Source organism: Lentzea sp. NPDC055074, assembly GCF_053608005.1.
Window position 1 is genome coordinate 155,988 of the sequence record NZ_JBSGUQ010000005.1, and the last position, 17,651, is coordinate 173,638.

Sequence of the window (17,651 nt, forward strand, 5' to 3'; positions counted from 1 at the left end):
GTGACCGTGGTCACAAGGTTAGTGTGGGAAGCATGCGCGAAGACGTCGACTGGATCCTCGAGAACTGCCAGGTCTGGGCCATCGTCGGCCTCTCGGACAACCCGTCCCGCGCGGCCCACGGCGTGGCCCGCTTCCTGCAGCAACGCGGCAAGAAGATCGTGCCGGTGCACCCGTCCGCCGAGACCGTGCACGGCGAGCAGGGCTACGCGACGCTGGCGGACGTCCCGTTCCCCGTCGACGTCGTGGACGTGTTCCGCCGCTCGGAGGACGCGGGCCAGTTCGTCGACGAGGCCGTCGCGATCGGCGCGAAGGCGGTGTGGTTCCAGCTGGGCGTGGTGGACGACGCCGCGTACGCACGCGCCCGTGAGGCAGGCCTGCGCATGGTGATGGACGTTTGCCCCGCGATTGAGTGGCGCTCCCGTTGAACATCTGGCTAACCTGCTCTGGTCGTCTCCGGACACCTGGGGGTTCCGGAGAGATTCAGCCTGGGGGGCTTGATTCAGCATGCTCGTCGACATCACCGCGCTGCGGTCCGCGGACTCGCCACGACTCCGTGGCTGCAGCGACGACTACGTCCGTTCACTGGCGTCTTCGGGCGCCCACCTGTCACCGATCGTGGTGCACCGCTCGACGATGAAGGTCGTCGACGGCACCCACCGCCTGAAGGCGGCGGTCCTGCGAGGCTGCCGCGCCGTCGAGGTCGAGTACGTCGACGGACCCGCCGAAGACCTGTTCGGCCTGTCGGTCACCCTGAACCTCTCGACGCTCTCGACCGCCGACCGCGAGGCGGCGGCACGGCGTCTGCTGCGCTCGCACGCGCAGTGGTCGGACCGTGCCATCGCCGCCTCGACCGGTCTGGCGGCCAAGTCCGTCGGCGTGCTGCGCCGCGCCGTCGGAGGCCAGGCCCCGGTCCGGGTGGGCAGGGACGGGAAGATCAGGCCGGTCAACTCCGCCGCGGGCCGCCGCCTCGCCGGACGGATGGTGGAGGAACGGCCCGACGCCTCGCTGCGCGACATCGCGCGGGCGGCCGGCGTCTCGCCCGGCACCGTCCGGGACGTCCGCCGCCGGCTGAGCGCCGGCATGGACCCGGTGCCCGAACGCATGCGGGCCGCCGAGAGGGCCGAGTCCGTGCTGCCCGCGAGCCGCGGCGACGTGCGCGATCCCGACGCCACGCTGCCGATCCTGCGGCGGGACCCCTCGCTGCGGTTCAACGAGCACGGGCGGCTGGTGCTGCGCTGGCTGGAGGCGCACGCGGTGTCGTCCGGTGAGTGGTCCACCGTCGTGTCCGGGGTGCCCGCGCACTGCCGTGAACTGGTCGCGGACATGGCTCGCGGGTGTGCGGAGGCCTGGGTGGAGATGGCCGAGGCGCTGGAGAGGGAAGGGCGGCGGACCGCCGTCTAGTCCTCCTGCCGGTCTGATCGCCCTGACCAGTGGATCAGGGCGGTTAGCCCGTATGGCGCAAGATCTTCCGCTAGCGTCTGGTCGCGTGATGTCCAAGGCGATCCTGGGGGACGCATGATCGACCCTGAGCAGCTGCTCAGCCAGTACGAGGGCAAGCTCGCCGAGGCTCGAGCCAAGAGCGACGCCATCCGCGAGAACCTCGCTCACCTGCAGGTCACCGAACGCAGCCCGGACGGGCAGATCACGGTGACCGTGAACGACTCGGGCAACCTGGTCGGCCTGCAGCTGGGGCAGGCGCTGCAACGCAAGGACGGTGCTGTTGTCGCGCAGGACATCCTGCGCACGCTGCAGGCGGCGCAGAGCAGGATCGCGAACACGGTCCAGGAGGCCATGGCGCCGTTGATGGGCGCCGACTCCGAGGCCATGCACATGATGATGGACAAGCTGCGCAGCGCTCAGCCGCCGCCTCCAGCCGGGCCGTATCCGTCCGGTGGTGGCTGGGCGCCTGCCGAGCAGCGGCTGGGCGCCATCGAGGACGACGGAGTGCCGCCGCCTCAAGCCCGCCCGCAGCAGTCCCCGCAGCAACCCCCGCGGCAGTCGCCACGGCCACCCCGGCACCGTTCCGGCGACGATGACGACGACTTCGGCAACGAAGGGTTCCTGCGATGAACTACCGCATCGACCTCGGCGAGATGGAGAGTCATGCCGGGCGGGTCAGCGAGATCGGCGGGCGGATCAACACCGCCGTCGGCGCGGGCAGCGCGTCCGACAACCCCGAGGCGTTCGGGCTGCTCGGCATTCCGCTCGCGGCCATCTGCTCCGGCGCGCAGCACATGGCGATGAACGTGCTGAAGGAAGCCGCACAGGCCGCCACCGACCACCACAAGCGCGTCCTCGCATGGCGTGAGGACGTCAGGAACAACGAAGAGATGCAGCGCGACCGCTTCAAGGTGGAGGACTGATGACCTCCGCGAGCGTGGGGCCCGCACCGGCCCCGAACCCGTTGGTCCGGGACGGTGCCGAGACCGCGGACACCGAGGGCTTGCGGATGTTCCACGACGCCACCGAAGCCGTGAAGGGTTTCGTGGACGGCAACTGGGCCGAGGGTCTGCTGAACGTGGCGAGCGCTGCCGGCGACTTCGCCAAGTTCGCCACCGACCCACTCGCGTACCTGTTCAGCTCGGGCCTCGGCTGGCTGTTCGAGTACGTCAGCTTCCTGAAGGAACCGCTCGACTGGCTGACCGGTGACCAGCAGACGCTGGACGGCATGGCCCAGACGTGGCAGTCCGTCGGCAGCTACCTGGACGAGATCTCCACCGACCTCAAGAGCACCGTCAGCAAGGACGCCGACCAGTGGCTGGGCGACGACTCGGTCGCCTACCGCGCGTTCAGCGAGGACCGCGCGGACACCTACGCCGCCGTCGGCACCGCTGCCAGCGGCATGGGCATCCTGATCACGATCTGCCGGACGATCCTCAAGGTCGTCCGCGACATCGTGCGCGATCTGATCACCGAGGCGATCGGCAAGCTGATCAGCATCTGCCTGCGCTGGGCCCCGGCGATGGCGGCGTTCGGCGCGGGTGTGGCCGGGGCCGTCGCCGAGTGCGTGCCCACCGCGGTGCGGTACGCGAACAAGTGCATCGAGTGGTGCCGCAAGCTCACCAGTGCATTCGGCAAGGCCGGTGGTCTGTTCAAGAAGCTCGACGACATTCTCGCGAACGCGAGCAAGAACCTCACGAAGAGCGGCGACGACTTCGTGACGGTGCTGCGGGCGACCGAGGCCGCGGACGTCGCCCGCAAGACGAGGGCGTTCAACCTCGGCGAGATGGCGTCGGAAGCCGGTCAGGCCACCAAGAAGGTCCTCGTCGACGGTCTCACCGGCCTGCCGAAGGACATCGGTCCGGCCATGGGCGAGGAGTTCCGCAAGGAGGTCGCCAAGGTCTGGGACAACGGCGGCTGGCTGAACTGGCGCGAGCTGAAGCAAAAAGAGGACGAGGAGAAGAAGTCGTGACAGCACTGCATCGCGTCTTCGCCTTCCTGTTCGTCCCGTTCTTCGGCTACCTGCTCGGAGCCACGATCTTCAACTTCTTCTGGGACAAGGCCGAACCCGGCGATCTGAAGAATGCCGACATGATCGCGGTGGCTCAGTCCTGCGAGCGCAAGGGCCCCGTAGCCCTGCGAGGGTTCGGCTACTACTACGACTGCAGGATCGAGCGTCGGTTCAAGAGCGGCACCGTCAACACGTCGACCGTGACCGGTTGGCTTGACCCGTCGGACATCGGCAAGCAGTACGCCGCTCACACCATGCGGCGTGCGCAGTCCGCGCCGGACGAACGGCCTCATGTCTTCATCGGCTGGTTGTGCACGTTCGTGTTCGCGATCCTGTTCTTGAACGTGTGGGCGAAGATCGCCGTTCCGGCCTTCCCGGAGAGGTTCCGGAAGATGCCGGAGGACCTCGAGCAGCCCGAGCAACCGAAGCCGCCGAGCTAGGCGAAGAGGATCTCGCCGATCTCGCCCGCCACCTCGCGCCCGGCCGCGGGACGCAGGCGCGACAACAACTTGCTGAACGCCGTCAGGTCTATGTGGACGGTCGCGGACCGTACCTGGCGGATGTCGTCGAGCAGGTCCTCGACCAGGTCGCAGGCGTGGTCCACGTCGCCCGCCTCCGCGTGCGCCAGGGCTCTGCGCAGGCCGAAGCGGGTGCGGGCGCGCAGGGCCGTGGGCGAGATCAGCGGCATCTGGGTGTCGAGGATGGCGGCGGCCTCGGCGTGGCGGCCCAGGTCGTGGAACGACCAGGCGCGGGCGATGGCCACCTGGTCGACGAGACTCGTTGAGCCGTAACGGGAATCGCTCAGGGCGCGCTGGAGCTCGGCGGCGCGGTCCAGTGCCTGCTGGCAGCGGTCGGCGGCTCCGGCGAGGGCGTAGCCCTGGGCTTCGCGCAGGGCGGCCGCCGCCTGCACCGCGATCGAACGGGACTTGCCTGCCTTGCGGGCGTAGCCGACGGTGGCGTGCGCGTCGCCGCGGTACAGGTTGAACTCGGAGATGCGGACGCAGGCCCAGGACGCCAGGTCCGGGTCGCCGCCCTTCGCCGCGTACTCGACGGCGCGCCGGGTGAGCTCGGCGGCCGAGCCGTCGTCACCGCGTTCCTGTTCCATCCAGCCCGCGTACTCGGCGTAGCGGGCGGCCAGCAGCCACAGGCCGCGCCCCAGCCCGGGGTCGTCGGCGGATCGGGCCATGGAGCTCAGCGCGTCGACCTGGGGACGCAGGCTCGACAGCACCACGTCGGGGCTCAGGCGGTGGCCCAGCGCGCGGTGGTGGTCGAACATCGAGTCGAAGGTGAGCAGCGTCGCGTGGTCGCTCGGGATCGGGCGGGCCGGGGCGTCGGCTAGCTCGATCAGGTGACCGTCAGCCTGAAGGACGTTGTCGAACAGCCTCGCCATTTCGGGGTTCGGGTGAACCTGGCCGTTCTCGATCTTGCTGAGGTGTCCCTTGCTGTACGGTACGAGGCCGGTCATCTGGCTGAGCGACAGCCCGCGCTCGTTGCGCAGGCGGCGAACCTCCTGGGCGAACGTGGGCGACAACGGCTTCACCCCCCTCCCCCCGGAAGTGTGTACGTCGTCAAACACCCGAATGCGGAATGTCCATTAATTGGCCTGTGATTGACGATCAACTGGGGCTATCTGGAGCGGTCGGCGATGGTTCCATGTGAGTCATGGTGATGACGCGGTCCGACGAGGCGGCTGGTGTGGTGATGGTCTGGCAGCGCTTGGCGACCAACGTGGTCCACCGGTCGCAGTGGTTCGAGGTACGCGCCGACAGCGTCGTCAGACCCGACGGCGGCCACGGCACCTACACCCACGTCGTGGCGCCGGGCTCGGTCACCGTCCTCGCGATCCAGGACGACGACGAGGTCGTGCTCACCCGCCAGTGGATCTACACGCACGGCGGCACCGAGTGGCGACTGCCCGGCGGTGCCGTCGACGAGACGGACACCGATCCGCTGGCCGCGGCACGTCGTGAGCTCGCGGAGGAGACCGGGTTGCGGGCGGCGAAGTGGGAACGGCTCGGCCAGATCCACGGCGCCGACAGCCTCAGCAACCACGTCGACCACATCTTCCTGGCCACCGACCTCACCCAGGGCGAGCCGGCGCTCGAGCCCGGTGAGGCGGACCTGCGCGTGCGGACCATGCCGTTCTGCCACGCGCTCGACCTCGTCGGCCAGGGCATGCTCCCGCACGCCGGCAGTTCGCACGCGCTGCTCGTCATGGCGCTGCGCCGCACGACCCAGAAATAGTGCCCGCAGGGTTTCCTCATTCAGCGTGAAACAGGAAACCCGTTCTCATTCGACTGGCGAAAAGCCACTCTTGGTGCATCGGCGAGAACAACAGCCCGAAAGCCAGTCAGAATGAGAAGGTGAATTTCTCGATGAGAATGATCTGCTCACTCGCCACCGTCATGAAGGTTGCCGCGATCTGCCTTTTCGTGGGATTCATGGCCGGCAGCGTCTTCATTGCAACGGTGATCTGACTCGACTTCGGACTGCGGTTCTCCCTGACCATCAAAGGGAGGTGTCAGCCGTGGAACCGCACTTCTGCATCGAGATGATCTGAGCGTCTCCGGCTACTCGCTACGGCGTCCACTGCACGCCGTAGCCGCGGCCCTGACGAGGGTGGGGGAACTGCACGTCGATCTCCCCGATCTCGTCCAGCGGCAGCGTCTGCGGCCAAGGCGTCAGGTCATCGGTGTCGCGCGCCAGGGCTTCCTCGACGCGCCACACCGATCCCGGTAGGTCGTCCCGGTCGAATCGCACCCGCAACCGGAACGACTCGCACATCCGCTCCGGCCAGAACACGTAGGTCGGACGCATCGACTGTCCACGCGGTACGCGAACCTCGAGCGCGAACTGGTGCGTTTGTCCTGCGTTGAGGGGTCGGGGCAACCGCAGCTTCATGAGGAACCGCCGCGGGGACGGACGTTCGTGGCCGATGAGCTCGACCCCGTGCAACACCTCCACGTCCAGGTCACCTGGAGCACCATCGGGCGTGGGGGAGGGGATCGTGATCGACCACGCGATCTCGTTGACACCATCGGTGTCGGCCACCACGGTCCGGCGCTCCGTGCACGCGGGCGTCGGACCGTCCAGCTTCAGCAGCGCGTCGAACTCCTTGACGTGCCACAGTTCGGACGGCGCCACGTGCGTCGTCGAAGGAGCCGGCTGCAGCGCCACCTCCACCAGGCGCTGCAGTCCGGCGTCCATCCTCCTGCGCACCGTGCGCGCACCGCGGTCCTGTTGCCGCGCGAGCCACTCGATGCGTTCGTTGAGGAACCGGAACTGCGCGTCGTCGTGCAGTCCGAGCGGCGCCAGAACGGCGTTGCGGACCTCGACGGGGAAAGCGCGCGCCGCGTTCGCGACCCAGTCGCGCAGTTTCGTTCGCACCGCTTCCGCGCCGTCCGTCTCGACGACGCCGCACACCTGGCGCAACGCCGGGCCGACGTGCAAGTCGATACCCGGAGTCTGCACACCGCGCCCCCGGCACAACGTGCGCAGTTCTTCCATCAGCTGCTCAGGTGAGACAGACATCCGTCCTCCGCGCGCGGAAATGCTTTGCCGGGCATGTCGGGCTTACCTGATCGGACGTTACTCCGGATGCACCATCCGGGTGAACGTGAATATCGCGGGCGAACGGATTCTTCTACACCGTCCCGCGAGATGATCACCGCCGAACGACTGATGTCCTGACCTGGTCTTCGCGAGTAACGTGCTGGTCACGGGCGGTGACTCCCTCCGGTCGCCGCCACCCCTGCCGATGGAGGTTGTATTCGTGCTGCGCACAATAGTGAGCGTCGCCGCCGTGTTCTCGCTGATCAGCGGCGTTCCTGCCGTCGCTGCCCCGGCCGAGGGCGCCTACCTGCTGCAGTTCCGCACCACCCTGTCCGACGGCCAGCGCCACCAGCTCCAGGGGCTCGGCGTCCGTCTCGGCACGTTCGTCCAGGACGGCACCTACCTCGCCCGCATGACGGACGCCGCGCGCGTCTCGCGCCTGAGCTACGTGAGCGGCGTGACGCCGTTCGAGGCCCAGCCGCGGATCATGGCGCTGGGCGGCTCCTCCGACTACCTGATCACGCTGGTCGAGCAGGACGCGCGTGACCAGAAGGCCGTCGCCGCCAAGGTGAAGTCCCTGGGCGGCAAGGTGAACGTCATCTCCGAGAGCCGTGAGCACATCATGGCCACGCTGGACGCGGGCCAGGCCGCGCAGCTCGCGAAGCTGCCCGCCGTGATCGCGATCGACCCGGTGTCCGCGCCGGAGACCGACATGGCCATCTCGCGCGAGTCGTCCGGTGCGAACTACGTCGAGTCGGTCGGCGGCTACAAGGGCCAGGGCGTGCGCGGCGAGGTGATGGACGGCGGGTTCCGCATCACGCACCAGGAGTTCCGCGCCCGGCCGCCGTTGCAGCACACCGCCAACACGACGAACACCTCGCACGGCACGTCGACGTACGGGCAGATCTTCGCGTCCGGCGTCTCGGCCGCGCACCGCGGCCTGCTGCCGGAGGGCCAGGGCATCACGGCCGTCTACAACACCGGCGACCGCTACGCCCACACCAAGCAGCTCGTCGACCCGGCGGGCCAGTACCGCGCGGTGTTCCAGTCGAACAGCTGGGGTGACTCGCTCACCACGGCGTACAACTCGATCTCGCAGCAGATGGACCGGATCGTCTTCGACCACGACCTGCTGATCTGCCAGTCGCAGAGCAACGCGGGCACCAGAAGCTCACGTCCGCAGGCCTGGGCGAAGAACGTGCTGTCGGTCGGCGGCCACTACCACTACAACACCGCCTCGCGCGCCGATGACAAGTGGAACGGCGGAGCGTCGATCGGCCCCGCCGCCGACGGCCGCATCAAGCCGGAGATCTCGAACTTCTACGACCGCATCGACACCACGACGTCCACCAGCGACACCGCGTACACCACGTCGTTCGGCGGCACGTCCGGCGCCACGCCGATCACCTGCGGCAACGCCGGTCTGCTGTTCCAGATGTGGGCCGACGGCGTGTTCGACGGAGCGCCCGGCAAGAAGCGCGACGTGTTCGCCTCCCGCCCGCACGCGGCGACCGCGAAGGCGTTGCTGATCAACACCGCCGACCAGCACGCGTTCTCCGGCACCACGCACGACCAGACCCGCACGCACCAGGGCTGGGGCACCGCGTCCGTGCGCAACCTCTACGACCGCGCGAAGGCGGGCGGCTGGAAGCTGCCGGTGCTCGTGAACGAGACCGACCTGCTGGCCACCGGCCAGTCGCGCAAGTACACCGTCGCGTCCAACGGCCAGACGCCGCTGCGCGCGACCCTCGCCTACACCGACCCGGCCGGCTCGCCGACCGCCGCCAAGGCGACCGTCAACGACCTGACGCTGAAGGTCACCGCCCCCAACGGCACCGTCTACTGGGGCAACAACGGCCTGCTGGCCGGCAACTGGTCCACGTCCGGCGGGGTCGCGAACACCGTCGACACCGTGGAGAACGTCCTCGTCCAGACGCCCGCCGCGGGCAACTGGACGGTCGAGGTGATCGCGACCTCGGTCAACGTGGACGGTCACGTCGAGACCGCCGCGACCGACGCCGACTACGCGCTGGTCGTGTCCTAGCTACTCGAACCGGTCGGGGTCGCCCGCGCCGTAGCGGATGATCTCGGCCTCGCCGCTCGAGAAGTCCACCACCGTGGTGGGCGTGGTGCCGCACTCCCCGGAGTCGATCACCGCGTCCACCACGTGGTCCAGGCGTTCCTTGATCTCCCAGCCCTGCACCAGCGGCTCCGCCTCGTCGGGCAGCAGCAGCGTGGACGTGAGCAGCGGCTCGCCCATCGCCTCCAGCAGCGCCTGCGTCACGACGTGGTCCGGGATGCGCGCGCCCACCGTCTTCTTCTTCGGGTGCATCATGCGGCGCGGCACCTCCTTGGTCGCGGGCAGGATGAACGTGTAGTTGCCCGGCGTGGAGGCCTTGATCGAGCGGAACACCGCGTTGTCCACCACCACGAACTGGCCGAGCTGCGCGAAGTTCTCGCACATCAGCGTGAAGTGGTGCTTGTCGTCGAGCTTGCGGATCTCCCGGATGCGGTCGATGCCGTCCTTGTTGCCCAGCCGGCAGCCGAGCGCGTAGCAGGAGTCGGTCGGGTACGCGATCAGGCCGTCCTCCTGCAGGATCCGCACTGCCTGGTCGATGGCGCGCTTCTGCGGGTTGACCGGGTGGACGTCGAGGTACTTGGCCATGACCCGGCAGCTTAGGCCGATCATCCGGGGGCCAGCATTTCGGCTCGCGCACGTTGATAACCTGGGCGTACTTCTTTCCCTGGTTTGGAGACCCCTAGCGATGCTCGACCGTGCCGTCGTCGACGCCCTGTTCCCCTCGGACCTGCCCGAGCCGTCCCACTGGGAGGAGCAGTACCCGCCCCGCGGGCTGGGCGAAGGCGCGAAGGTCACCCGCCTGGGGCCGTCGCCGACCGGGTTCCTGCACATCGGCGGCCTGTACGTCGGGTCCATCGACCGCGACATCGCGACCCACTCCGGTGGCTCGTACATCGTGCGCGTCGAGGACACCGACCAGGCGCGTGAGGTCGAGGGCGCGGTCGCGCAGTTCAACCAGGCGTTCGAGTACTTCGGCATCCAGCCGGACGAGGCCGACGCCGTGGGCGCCTACGGCCCGTACCACCAGTCGCAGCGCGAGCAGATCTACCTGACGTACGTGCGTGAGCTCGTGCGCTCCGGCGACGCGTACCTGTGCTTCGCGACGAAGGAAGAGCTCGCGGACATCACCGCGCGCCAGCAGGCCACGAAGCTGCCGACGGGCTACTACGGCCGGTGGGCGATCTGGCGCGACAAGACCGCCGAGGACGTTCAGGCCGCTTTGGACGAGGGCCGTCCGTACGTCGTGCGCTTCCGTTCGCCGGGCAAGGCGGGGGAGCGCACCAAGTTCACCGACGCCATCCGCGGCGAGCTCGAGCACGACGCCAACCGCAACGACGTGGTGATCCTCAAGGCGTCCGACCAGTCGCCGCGCCTGCCCACGTACCACTTCGCGCACGCCGTCGACGACCACCTGATGCGCGTGAACCTGGTGATCCGCGGCGAGGAGTGGATCTCCTCGGTCCCGACGCACCTGCAGCTCTTCGACGCCCTGGGCTTCGAGCGCGTCGAGTACGCCCACATCGCGCCGCTGATGAAGCAGCAGGGCGGCTCCCGCCGCAAGCTCTCGAAGCGCAAGGACCCCGAGGCGTCCGTCGAGTTCTTCATCGAGGCGGGCTTCCCGGCGCAGGCCGTCCAGTACTACCTGCGCGGCCTCGTGAACGCGCGTCTCGCGGAGCTGCCGCTGGCCGAGGCCCTGTCCACGCCGATCTCGCTGGCCGAGTGCGGCGTCGCGGGCCCGCTCGTCGACCTGGTGAAGCTCGACGACATCTGCGCGGACTACGTGGCCACGCTCTCCGGTGAGGAGATCGTGGAGCGCGTCTCGGAGTGGGCCGCCACCTACGACCCCGAGCTGGTCTCCGTGCTGACCGCGGAGCGCGACGCCGCCCTGGCGGCCCTGCAGGTCGAGCGCGGCCCGGAGGTCGCGAACCCGCGCAAGGACCTCCGCAAGTGGTCGGACTTCCGCACCGCCTACGGCTTCTTCTTCCCGTCGCTCTTCCCGCTCGTCTCCGACCGCTCCGACGAGCGTCTCGGCGGCCTGTCGCCCGAGCTGATCTCCGCGTTCGCCGCGGACTTCGCCGACGGCTACGCGGACCTGGAGGACGGCCAGGAGTGGTTCGGCCAGATCCGCGAGCTCGCCGCGAAGCACGGGTTCGCGCCGAACCCCAAGGAGCTCAAGAAGAACCCGGACGCGTACCCCGGCTCGATCCGTGAGGCGGCGCAGCTGATCCGCGTCGCGCTCACCGGCTCCAAGGCGAGCCCGGACCTGCACGCCGTGGCCCGCACGCTGGGTGCGGACGAGGTGCTGCGGCGGGTGCGCGCGCTCGCCGGCTGACGCACGTGTGTGAACGGCCCCTGACTCCCGCGGGAGTCAGGGGCCGTTCACGTTGTCCGGAGGGGGTCCAGCCGGGGCAGCGGGTCGCCACGAGACCGTCCGCGGGCGTGGACGGACCTCCATCGGCTTGGTGAATCGGTGCAGGCCTCCGCCGATCCCGCGGCGGTCCCGCGGGGCTCAGGGCCGTCTCCGGTGGGACCTCGTCGGGCTTTGACGAACCCCAAGCCCGGTATGGGAACTTCGTCCTGGAAGTTTCCCGGAAAAAAAGTCGTGAGAGCGTTCCCATTGACGTGGACGTAACACGCCGTTGAGGATCGCGGCATGCATTGGAGAAGCACTCTCGCCGCAGTGCTGGGGCTGACGCTCGCCGCCAGCGCGACCTCGGCGGCCGGCGCGCAGGAAGCGCAGCACTGGCCGCCGAAGCAGACGGTCATCGGGCAGCCGAGGACGGAGCACGGCTGTGCTCGCATCGAGAAGTCGTTGCCGGAGCTCAAGGGCTGGCCGAAGGTCGACAGCCAGCTCGACGGTGACCGCAAGGACGAGGCCCGCATCAAGGCGATCCTCAAGGACATGACGCTGGCCGAGAAGGTCGGCCAGATGACGCAGCCCGAGATCGCCGCGATCACGGCCGCGGACGTCACGACCTACGGGTTCGGCTCGGTCCTCAACGGTGGCGGCAGCTGGCCCGGCGCCAAGAAGAACGCCACGCCGCAGGAGTGGCTGGCGCTCGCCGACGCGTACTTCGACGCCTCGAAGCAGTCGCGCACCAAGATCCCCGTCATGTGGGGCATCGACGCGGTGCACGGCAACAACAACGTCTACGGCGCGACGGTCTTCCCGCACAACATCGGTCTGGGCGCCACGCAGGACCCGTGCCTCATCCGCGACATCAACGAGGCCACGGCCGAGCAGATCCGTGCGACGGGCCAGGACTGGGCCTTCGCGCCGACGCTCGCCGTCGTGCAGGACGACCGGTGGGGCCGCACGTACGAGGGCTTCTCCGAGGACCCGCGCATCACGCGCGCCTACGGCTACGAGGCCGTGAGGGGCCTGCAGGACAACGCGAAGAAGCGCATCGGCTCGGACGGCGTCATCGCCACCGCGAAGCACTTCCTCGGTGACGGCGGCACGACCGGCGGCAAGGACCAGGGCGTCAACGCCTCGTCCGAGAAGGACATGATCAACATCCACGGCCAGGGCTACTACGGCGCTCTCGCCGCGGGTGCCCAGTCGGTGATGATCTCGTTCAACAGCTGGACGAACGACGTCATCAACGAGGGCAAGGTGCACGGTTCCAAGTACGTGCAGACCGGCATCCTCAAGGAGAAGATGGGCTTCGACGGCCTGCTCGTCGGCGACTGGAACGGCCACGGCCAGGTTCCGGGCTGCACGAACGGCAGCTGTGCGGCGGCGATCAACGCCGGCCTCGACATCCTCATGGTGCCGAACGACTGGAAGGCGCTCATCACCAACACGATCGCCCAGGTCCAGGCCGGGGAGATCTCGATGGCCCGCATCGACGACGCCGTGACCCGCATCCTGCGCGTCAAGCTGCGCGCCGGCCTGTTCGAGGCGAAGAAGCCCTCGCAGCGTGAGCACGCGGGCTCCCAGAAGGCCCTGCAGCACAAGGAACTGGCGCGCGAGGCCGTGCGAGAGTCCGCCGTGCTGCTGAAGAACGACAAGCGCGTGCTGCCGCTCTCCAAGCGCAGCAAGGTCCTCGTCGTCGGCAAGAGCGCCGACAACATCGGCAACCAGACCGGTGGCTGGACGCTGTCCTGGCAGGGCACCGGCAACACCAACGCCGACTTCCCCAACGCCACCAGCATCCTCAAGGGCATCCAGGACACCCTGGGCGCCGCGAACGTGACGTTCGCCGAGACCGCCGAAGGTGTGGACGCGTCGCAGTTCGACGCCGTCATCGCCGTGATCGGTGAGACCCCGTACGCGGAGGGCGTGGGCGACCTGGGCAAGCGGTCGTTCGAGTCCGCCCGCCTGCAGCCGCAGGACCTGGCCGTGCTGGACAAGGTCTCGGGCAAGGGCAAGCCGGTCATCACCGTCTACGTCGGTGGCCGCGCGCTGTACATGAACAAGGAGATCAACCGCTCCGACGCGTTCGTGGCCGCCTGGCTGCCGGGCTCCGAGGGCGGCGGCATCGCTGACCTGCTGATCAAGGGCCGCCACAACGGCTTCAGCGGCAAGCTGTCCTACTCGTGGCCGGGCGAGGCCTGCCCGGCGCTCGCCGGAGAGCCCGCCAAGAAGCCGCTGTTCAAGCTCGGCTACGGCCTGCGCGACTGGCAGACCGGCAACGTCGGCAAGCTCGACGAGACCAGCCCCGGCGTCCTGTGCTCCGGTGGTGGCGGTGGCACGGCCACCGAGGACCTGGAGGTCTTCAACCGCACCGACATCGCGCCGTACGTCTCGATGATCGGTTCGGCGGAGAACTGGGGCGGCACCGTGGTCGGGCCCGACGGCCAGGCCTCGCACGCCGAGATCAACGTCGTGCAGTCCGACGTCAACGTCCAGCAGGACGCGCTCAAGACGACGTGGACCGGCACCGGCCCCGGCCAGGTGTACCTGCAGAGCCCCGCGGTCAGCGACCTGCGCGGCTACGGCAACGCCAACGCGGCCATCGTGTTCGACGTGATCGTGCACCAGGCCCCGGCCAACCGCACGGTCATCAGCTCGCACTGCCAGTACCCGTGCATGGCCGAGATCGATGCCACGCAGGCGTTCCGCGACCTCCCCGTCGGGCAGAAGTCGACCGTCAAGATCCCGGTCTCCTGCTTCTCGAACAAGGGGCTGGACCTCGAGTCCGTCAACACGCCGTTCCTCGTCTACACCGACGGCGCGTTCCAGGCCTCGTTCGCGAACATCCGGTGGGTGCCCAAGGCGGGCGCCGATGCCGATGCTTTGCCTTGTACGTAAGCAGTAGCTAGGTTCGCGGCGCGCTTCAGGCTGTCTTCTCCAGCAGGAAGCGCGCCGCTTTCTGCGCCTGCCGGGCGGGTTCGGACGACACCGTGATCGCCGTGTTCGTCATCGCCCCCTCGAACAGCAGGAAGATCGAGTCCGCCACCCACTCCGGCCGGCCCGTCGCCGCGACCATCGCCGCGAGCGCGCCCCGCACGCCGGACTTCTGGTGGCGCACCACCGCCGTCACGCGTTCCGAGGACGGCCCCAGCTCCGCGTAGGAGTTGATGAACGCGCAGCCGCGGAAGTCGGTCGTGCCCGACGAGTCCGCCATCCAGTCGAAGACCGCGAGGATCTGCTCCTCCGGTGTCGACTCGCGCAGCACGTACGTCATGGTCGCGGCGGTGATGGCCTCCTCCCGCCTGCGCAGCACCTCCTCGACGAGCGCCTCCTTGCCGTCGAAGAGCTGGTAGAGCTTCTTCAACGAGACGCCGGCCTCCGAGCGCAGCTCGTCCATGCCGACCGCGTGCGCGCTTTTCGCGTAGAACAGCCGGTCAGCGGCTTCCAGGACCTTCTCACGAGCCTCTGTGTCCGTCGTCACTTCGATAACCCCTTGTGCTGGAGAACGCTCGTTCTCTACCTTAGCACTCAGGCCGGAGAACGAGCGTTCTCCACTACCGAGGGAGACGGAAATGTCGAAGATCGTGCTGGTTCACGGACTGTGGCTCACCGCGGGCAGCTGGAAGAACGTCGCCGAGCGCTTCGAGGCCGCAGGCCACGAGGTGCTCACGCCGACCTGGCCCGGCTACGGCGAGGTCGCCGAGATGCGGGCCCACCCGGAGATCGCGAACGGCCTCGGCGTCGTCGAGATCACCGACCACGTCGAGAAGTTCATCCGCGACCACCACGCGGAGGACGCGATCATCATGGGTCACTCGTTCGGCGGCCTGATCACCCAGAAGCTGCTGGACCGCGGCCTCAGCAAGGCCGGCGTCGCGATCCACTCGGCGCCCGCGAAGGGCACGCTGGGCCTGCCGTTCTCATCGCTCAAGGCCGCGTTCCCGGTGCTGAAGAACCCGGCCAACGCCAAGCGCAACGTGGCTCTCTCGCCCGAGGAATGGCACTACGCCTTCACCAACACGCTGCCCGCTGCAGAGGCCGAGGAGCTGCGCCAGAAGTGGGCCATCACCGCACCCGGCCGTCCGCTGTGGCAGGCCGCGACCGCGAACTTCACCACCCACAACGCGACGAAGGTCGACTACAGGAACCCGGACCGCGCGCCGCTGCTGTTCATCGCGAGCGAGGGCGACAACGTCGTCCCGGCGTCGATGAACCGCGAGAACGCCCGCCGCTACAAGACGCCCACCGTCACCGAGATCAAGGAGTTCCCGAACCGCCCGCACTTCGTCATGGGCACGCAGGGCTGGGAAGAGGTCGCGGACTACGCCCTGAACTGGGCCGAGAAGTTCTGAGGCACGCCACTAGGCGCGGTCCCGCAAGTCTCGTTGGGCGACAGTGGCGGCCGAGGGACCCGGAGACGGCACCGCCGCAACGCCCGGATACGCCCGGTATGAGGGCGTCGCGGCGGCACCGCCTCCGGTCTCTCGCCCGCGCCTGTCACCGAACGAACTTGCAGGACAGCGCCTAGCCGTCGAGGTCCACGGGCTCGCCCCTGATCGCGGTCACGGAACCGCCGGTCTGAGCGGCGAGCCAGACCTCGAACGCCTCCGGGTCCTTCGTGAGAACGGTGAAGGTGACGTCATGACCGTAGTCGGTGTCCGCGACGTGGTGCCCGGCCGCGCGCAACGCGTTCTCCAGCTTTCCCGCCTGATCGTGGTCCACGGCCAGAAGCACGCTCTCGTGCCGTTCACGGGTGAGAGTGCCCAACGCGTCGATGGCCTCCGACACGGACCGTCCGTACGCCCGGACCAGGCCACCGGCGCCCAGCTTGATCCCGCCGTAGTAGCGGGTCACGACGACGGCGGTGTCGACCAGGTCCCGGCGCGTCAGCACCTCCAGCATCGGCACGCCGGCCGTGCCGGCGGGTTCGCCGTCGTCGGACGAGCGCTGGGTGTCCGCGGTCCGGAACGCCGTGCAGTTGTGCGAGGCCTGCCAGTGCTCCTTGCGGACACGCGCGAAGAACTCCGAAGCCTCGGCGTCGGTGGTGACGCGAGCGACGTGGCACAGGAACCTCGACCGCTGGATCTCGATCTCGTGCGTGCCGTCCCGCCTGATCACCTTCACGGCTCGATTGTCCGCCTGCGTTGTTCGGCCTCACCGAACAGGGCGTCCAGCTCGGCCGGCGCCACCTCTTCCAGCTGCTCGTACGTGCACTCCGCGGGCGTCTTGTCCTCGCGGAACCGCACCAGCCGCGCCGTGTGCCGGAACCGTCCACCCTGGACGTGCTCGTATCGCACCTCAGCCACGCGACTCGGTTCGAGCAGCACGACCTGAAGCTGCTTCCCGGGGTTCCATCGGCTGTTCATGCCAGGACCCTCGTACGTCGCCCACGCACTCCACGGGTGCTCAGCGGGACCGAGCAACGGTGCGAGCTCCTCGACCAGCTCCCGCCGCCGCGCCGCCGTGAAGCTGCTCGCGACACCGACGTTGTGCAGCTCGCCGTCCTGGTAGAGCCCGAGCACCAGCGAGCCGACGCTCTCGCCGTCCTTGTGCAGCCGGTAGCCCGCGACCACGCAGTCGGCCGTCCGCTCGTGCTTCACCTTGAACATCACGCGCTTGTCCGGCTCGTAGACGCCGTCCAGGGCCTTCACCATCACGCCGTCGAACCCCGCGCCCTCGAACCGCGTGAACCAGTCCTGCGCCACGTCCGGGTCCGCCGTGGACGGTGTCAGGTAGATCCCGGGCACCTCGGTGACCGCCTTCTCGAGCCGCGACCGCCGCTGCGCCAGCGACAGCCCGGTCACGTCCTCGTCGCCCAGCGCCAGCAGGTCGAACGCGACGAAGCTCGCCGGGGTCTCGACCGAGAGCTTGCGGACGCGCGACGCCGCCGGGTGCAGTCGCAGCTGGAGCGTGTCGAAGCTCAGTCCGTCCGGCGTGACCAGCACGATCTCGCCGTCCACCACGCACCGCGGCGGCAGCGCCTGCTTCAGCAGCTCGACGACCTCGGGGAAGTACCGGGTCAGCGGCTTGTCGTTGCGCGAGCCCAGCTCGACCTCGTCGCCGTCGCGGAACACGATGCAGCGGAAGCCGTCCCACTTGGGCTCGTACGCGAGCCCGTCCCCGCGTGGCAGCGACGGGACGGACTTCGCGAGCATCGGCTTCACCGGCGGCATCACGGGCAGGTCCACGAAGGGACCATAGGCCGTGCC

The 17,651-nt window shown here is 68.8% G+C and carries 18 protein-coding genes; 11 read left to right on the forward strand and 7 right to left on the reverse strand.

The annotated features are described in order from the left end of the window. The first annotated feature begins 32 nt into the window (after positions 1–32). From ACWF7A_RS13955 to ACWF7A_RS13980, 6 genes are all read left to right on the forward strand, one after another. Positions 33–425 (forward strand): CoA-binding protein, encoded by a 393-nt coding sequence (locus ACWF7A_RS13955; protein ID WP_452250820.1) that lies wholly within the window; start codon positions 33–35, stop codon positions 423–425. A 79-nt stretch (positions 426–504) separates the two neighbouring features. Further along, positions 505–1,401, forward strand: coding sequence for a streptomycin biosynthesis protein (locus ACWF7A_RS13960; RefSeq protein ID WP_452250821.1), 897 nt, complete (start codon positions 505–507; stop codon positions 1,399–1,401). Positions 1,402–1,515: 114 nt separating this feature from the next. Beyond that, entirely contained in the window at positions 1,516–2,070 is a 555-nt protein-coding gene (locus ACWF7A_RS13965; RefSeq protein ID WP_452250822.1) for a YbaB/EbfC family nucleoid-associated protein, read from the forward strand. After that, a complete protein-coding gene (locus tag ACWF7A_RS13970; protein ID WP_452250823.1) occupies positions 2,067–2,363 on the forward strand; it encodes a hypothetical protein in 297 nt (98 codons plus the stop codon). Before ACWF7A_RS13965 ends, ACWF7A_RS13970 begins: the two co-directional genes overlap by 4 nt. Then, positions 2,363–3,412, forward strand: a complete 1,050-nt coding sequence (locus ACWF7A_RS13975) for a WXG100 family type VII secretion target (protein ID WP_452250824.1) — start codon at positions 2,363–2,365, stop codon at positions 3,410–3,412. Before ACWF7A_RS13970 ends, ACWF7A_RS13975 begins: the two co-directional genes overlap by 1 nt. Then, positions 3,409–3,891 carry a DUF6346 domain-containing protein gene (locus ACWF7A_RS13980; RefSeq protein ID WP_452250825.1) on the forward strand — a complete coding sequence of 161 codons (483 nt, stop codon included), beginning with the start codon at positions 3,409–3,411 and terminating at the stop codon, positions 3,889–3,891. Before ACWF7A_RS13975 ends, ACWF7A_RS13980 begins: the two co-directional genes overlap by 4 nt. Here ACWF7A_RS13980 and ACWF7A_RS13985 read toward each other — a convergent pair. Then, on the reverse strand, positions 3,888–4,991 hold the full coding sequence (locus ACWF7A_RS13985) for a helix-turn-helix domain-containing protein (RefSeq protein ID WP_452250826.1): 1,104 nt from the start codon (positions 4,989–4,991) through the stop codon (positions 3,888–3,890). The two genes, ACWF7A_RS13980 and ACWF7A_RS13985, sit on opposite strands and share 4 nt — an antisense overlap. A gap of 122 nt (positions 4,992–5,113) precedes the next feature. Here ACWF7A_RS13985 and ACWF7A_RS13990 point away from each other — a divergent pair, with 122 nt between their 5' ends. Then, positions 5,114–5,695 carry an NUDIX domain-containing protein gene (locus ACWF7A_RS13990; protein WP_452250827.1) on the forward strand — a complete coding sequence of 194 codons (582 nt, stop codon included), beginning with the start codon at positions 5,114–5,116 and terminating at the stop codon, positions 5,693–5,695. A 106-nt stretch (positions 5,696–5,801) separates the two neighbouring features. On the opposite strand, the gene ACWF7A_RS13995 is transcribed toward ACWF7A_RS13990, so the two are convergent. Beyond that, positions 5,802–5,960 (reverse strand): hypothetical protein, encoded by a 159-nt coding sequence (locus tag ACWF7A_RS13995; protein WP_452250828.1) that lies wholly within the window; start codon positions 5,958–5,960, stop codon positions 5,802–5,804. A gap of 68 nt (positions 5,961–6,028) precedes the next feature. Continuing rightward, positions 6,029–6,982, reverse strand: coding sequence for a hypothetical protein (locus ACWF7A_RS14000; RefSeq protein WP_452250829.1), 954 nt, complete (start codon positions 6,980–6,982; stop codon positions 6,029–6,031). 241 nt (positions 6,983–7,223) lie between these two features. Between ACWF7A_RS14000 and ACWF7A_RS14005 the strand changes: the two genes are divergently transcribed. Continuing rightward, on the forward strand, positions 7,224–9,047 hold the full coding sequence (locus ACWF7A_RS14005; RefSeq protein ID WP_452250830.1) for a S8 family serine peptidase: 1,824 nt from the start codon (positions 7,224–7,226) through the stop codon (positions 9,045–9,047). On the opposite strand, the gene ACWF7A_RS14010 is transcribed toward ACWF7A_RS14005, so the two are convergent. After that, positions 9,048–9,668: an L-threonylcarbamoyladenylate synthase gene (locus ACWF7A_RS14010; protein ID WP_452250831.1), complete on the reverse strand. Its 621-nt coding sequence runs from the start codon at positions 9,666–9,668 to the stop codon at positions 9,048–9,050. Positions 9,669–9,768: 100 nt separating this feature from the next. On the opposite strand from ACWF7A_RS14010, the gene ACWF7A_RS14015 reads away from it, so the two are divergent. Together ACWF7A_RS14015 and ACWF7A_RS14020 are read left to right on the forward strand one after the other, a co-directional pair. Continuing rightward, positions 9,769–11,415, forward strand: a complete 1,647-nt coding sequence (locus tag ACWF7A_RS14015; RefSeq protein ID WP_452250832.1) for a glutamate--tRNA ligase — start codon at positions 9,769–9,771, stop codon at positions 11,413–11,415. A 321-nt stretch (positions 11,416–11,736) separates the two neighbouring features. Beyond that, on the forward strand, positions 11,737–14,340 hold the full coding sequence (locus ACWF7A_RS14020) for a glycoside hydrolase family 3 protein (RefSeq protein WP_452250833.1): 2,604 nt from the start codon (positions 11,737–11,739) through the stop codon (positions 14,338–14,340). 25 nt (positions 14,341–14,365) lie between these two features. Here the strand turns inward: ACWF7A_RS14020 and ACWF7A_RS14025 are convergent, their stop codons facing one another. Beyond that, the gene (locus ACWF7A_RS14025) at positions 14,366–14,923 is read right to left on the reverse strand and encodes a TetR/AcrR family transcriptional regulator (protein WP_452250834.1); all 558 of its coding nucleotides are present in this window, start codon (positions 14,921–14,923) and stop codon (positions 14,366–14,368) included. A gap of 91 nt (positions 14,924–15,014) precedes the next feature. On the opposite strand from ACWF7A_RS14025, the gene ACWF7A_RS14030 reads away from it, so the two are divergent. Further along, complete coding sequence (locus ACWF7A_RS14030; protein ID WP_452250835.1) at positions 15,015–15,794, forward strand: alpha/beta hydrolase; 780 nt, start codon at positions 15,015–15,017, stop codon at positions 15,792–15,794. A 172-nt stretch (positions 15,795–15,966) separates the two neighbouring features. On the opposite strand, the gene ACWF7A_RS14035 is transcribed toward ACWF7A_RS14030, so the two are convergent. Both ACWF7A_RS14035 and ACWF7A_RS14040 read right to left on the reverse strand, forming a co-directional pair. After that, positions 15,967–16,566, reverse strand: coding sequence for a YigZ family protein (locus ACWF7A_RS14035; RefSeq protein ID WP_452250836.1), 600 nt, complete (start codon positions 16,564–16,566; stop codon positions 15,967–15,969). After that, on the reverse strand, positions 16,563–17,630 hold the full coding sequence (locus tag ACWF7A_RS14040) for an ATP-dependent DNA ligase (RefSeq protein ID WP_452250837.1): 1,068 nt from the start codon (positions 17,628–17,630) through the stop codon (positions 16,563–16,565). Before ACWF7A_RS14040 ends, ACWF7A_RS14035 begins: the two co-directional genes overlap by 4 nt. Positions 17,631–17,651: the final 21 nt, after the last annotated feature.

What these genes read in the sequence shown, in the direction of transcription:
- ACWF7A_RS13955 (WP_452250820.1), top strand. Translation starts at nt 33, where the DNA reads ATGCGCGAAGACGTCGACTGGATCCTCGAGAACTGCCAGGTCTGGGCC.
- ACWF7A_RS13965 (WP_452250822.1), top strand. Translation starts at nt 1,516, where the DNA reads ATGATCGACCCTGAGCAGCTGCTCAGCCAGTACGAGGGCAAGCTCGCC.
- ACWF7A_RS13990 (WP_452250827.1), top strand. Translation starts at nt 5,114, where the DNA reads ATGGTGATGACGCGGTCCGACGAGGCGGCTGGTGTGGTGATGGTCTGG.
- ACWF7A_RS14015 (WP_452250832.1), top strand. Translation starts at nt 9,769, where the DNA reads ATGCTCGACCGTGCCGTCGTCGACGCCCTGTTCCCCTCGGACCTGCCC.
- ACWF7A_RS13970 (WP_452250823.1), top strand. Translation starts at nt 2,067, where the DNA reads ATGAACTACCGCATCGACCTCGGCGAGATGGAGAGTCATGCCGGGCGG.
- ACWF7A_RS13975 (WP_452250824.1), top strand. Translation starts at nt 2,363, where the DNA reads ATGACCTCCGCGAGCGTGGGGCCCGCACCGGCCCCGAACCCGTTGGTC.
- ACWF7A_RS13960 (WP_452250821.1), top strand. Translation starts at nt 505, where the DNA reads ATGCTCGTCGACATCACCGCGCTGCGGTCCGCGGACTCGCCACGACTC.
- ACWF7A_RS14020 (WP_452250833.1), top strand. Translation starts at nt 11,737, where the DNA reads ATGCATTGGAGAAGCACTCTCGCCGCAGTGCTGGGGCTGACGCTCGCC.
- ACWF7A_RS14000 (WP_452250829.1), bottom strand. Translation starts at nt 6,982, where the DNA reads ATGTCTGTCTCACCTGAGCAGCTGATGGAAGAACTGCGCACGTTGTGC.
- ACWF7A_RS14030 (WP_452250835.1), top strand. Translation starts at nt 15,015, where the DNA reads ATGTCGAAGATCGTGCTGGTTCACGGACTGTGGCTCACCGCGGGCAGC.
- ACWF7A_RS14010 (WP_452250831.1), bottom strand. Translation starts at nt 9,668, where the DNA reads ATGGCCAAGTACCTCGACGTCCACCCGGTCAACCCGCAGAAGCGCGCC.
- ACWF7A_RS13995 (WP_452250828.1), bottom strand. Translation starts at nt 5,960, where the DNA reads ATGGTCAGGGAGAACCGCAGTCCGAAGTCGAGTCAGATCACCGTTGCA.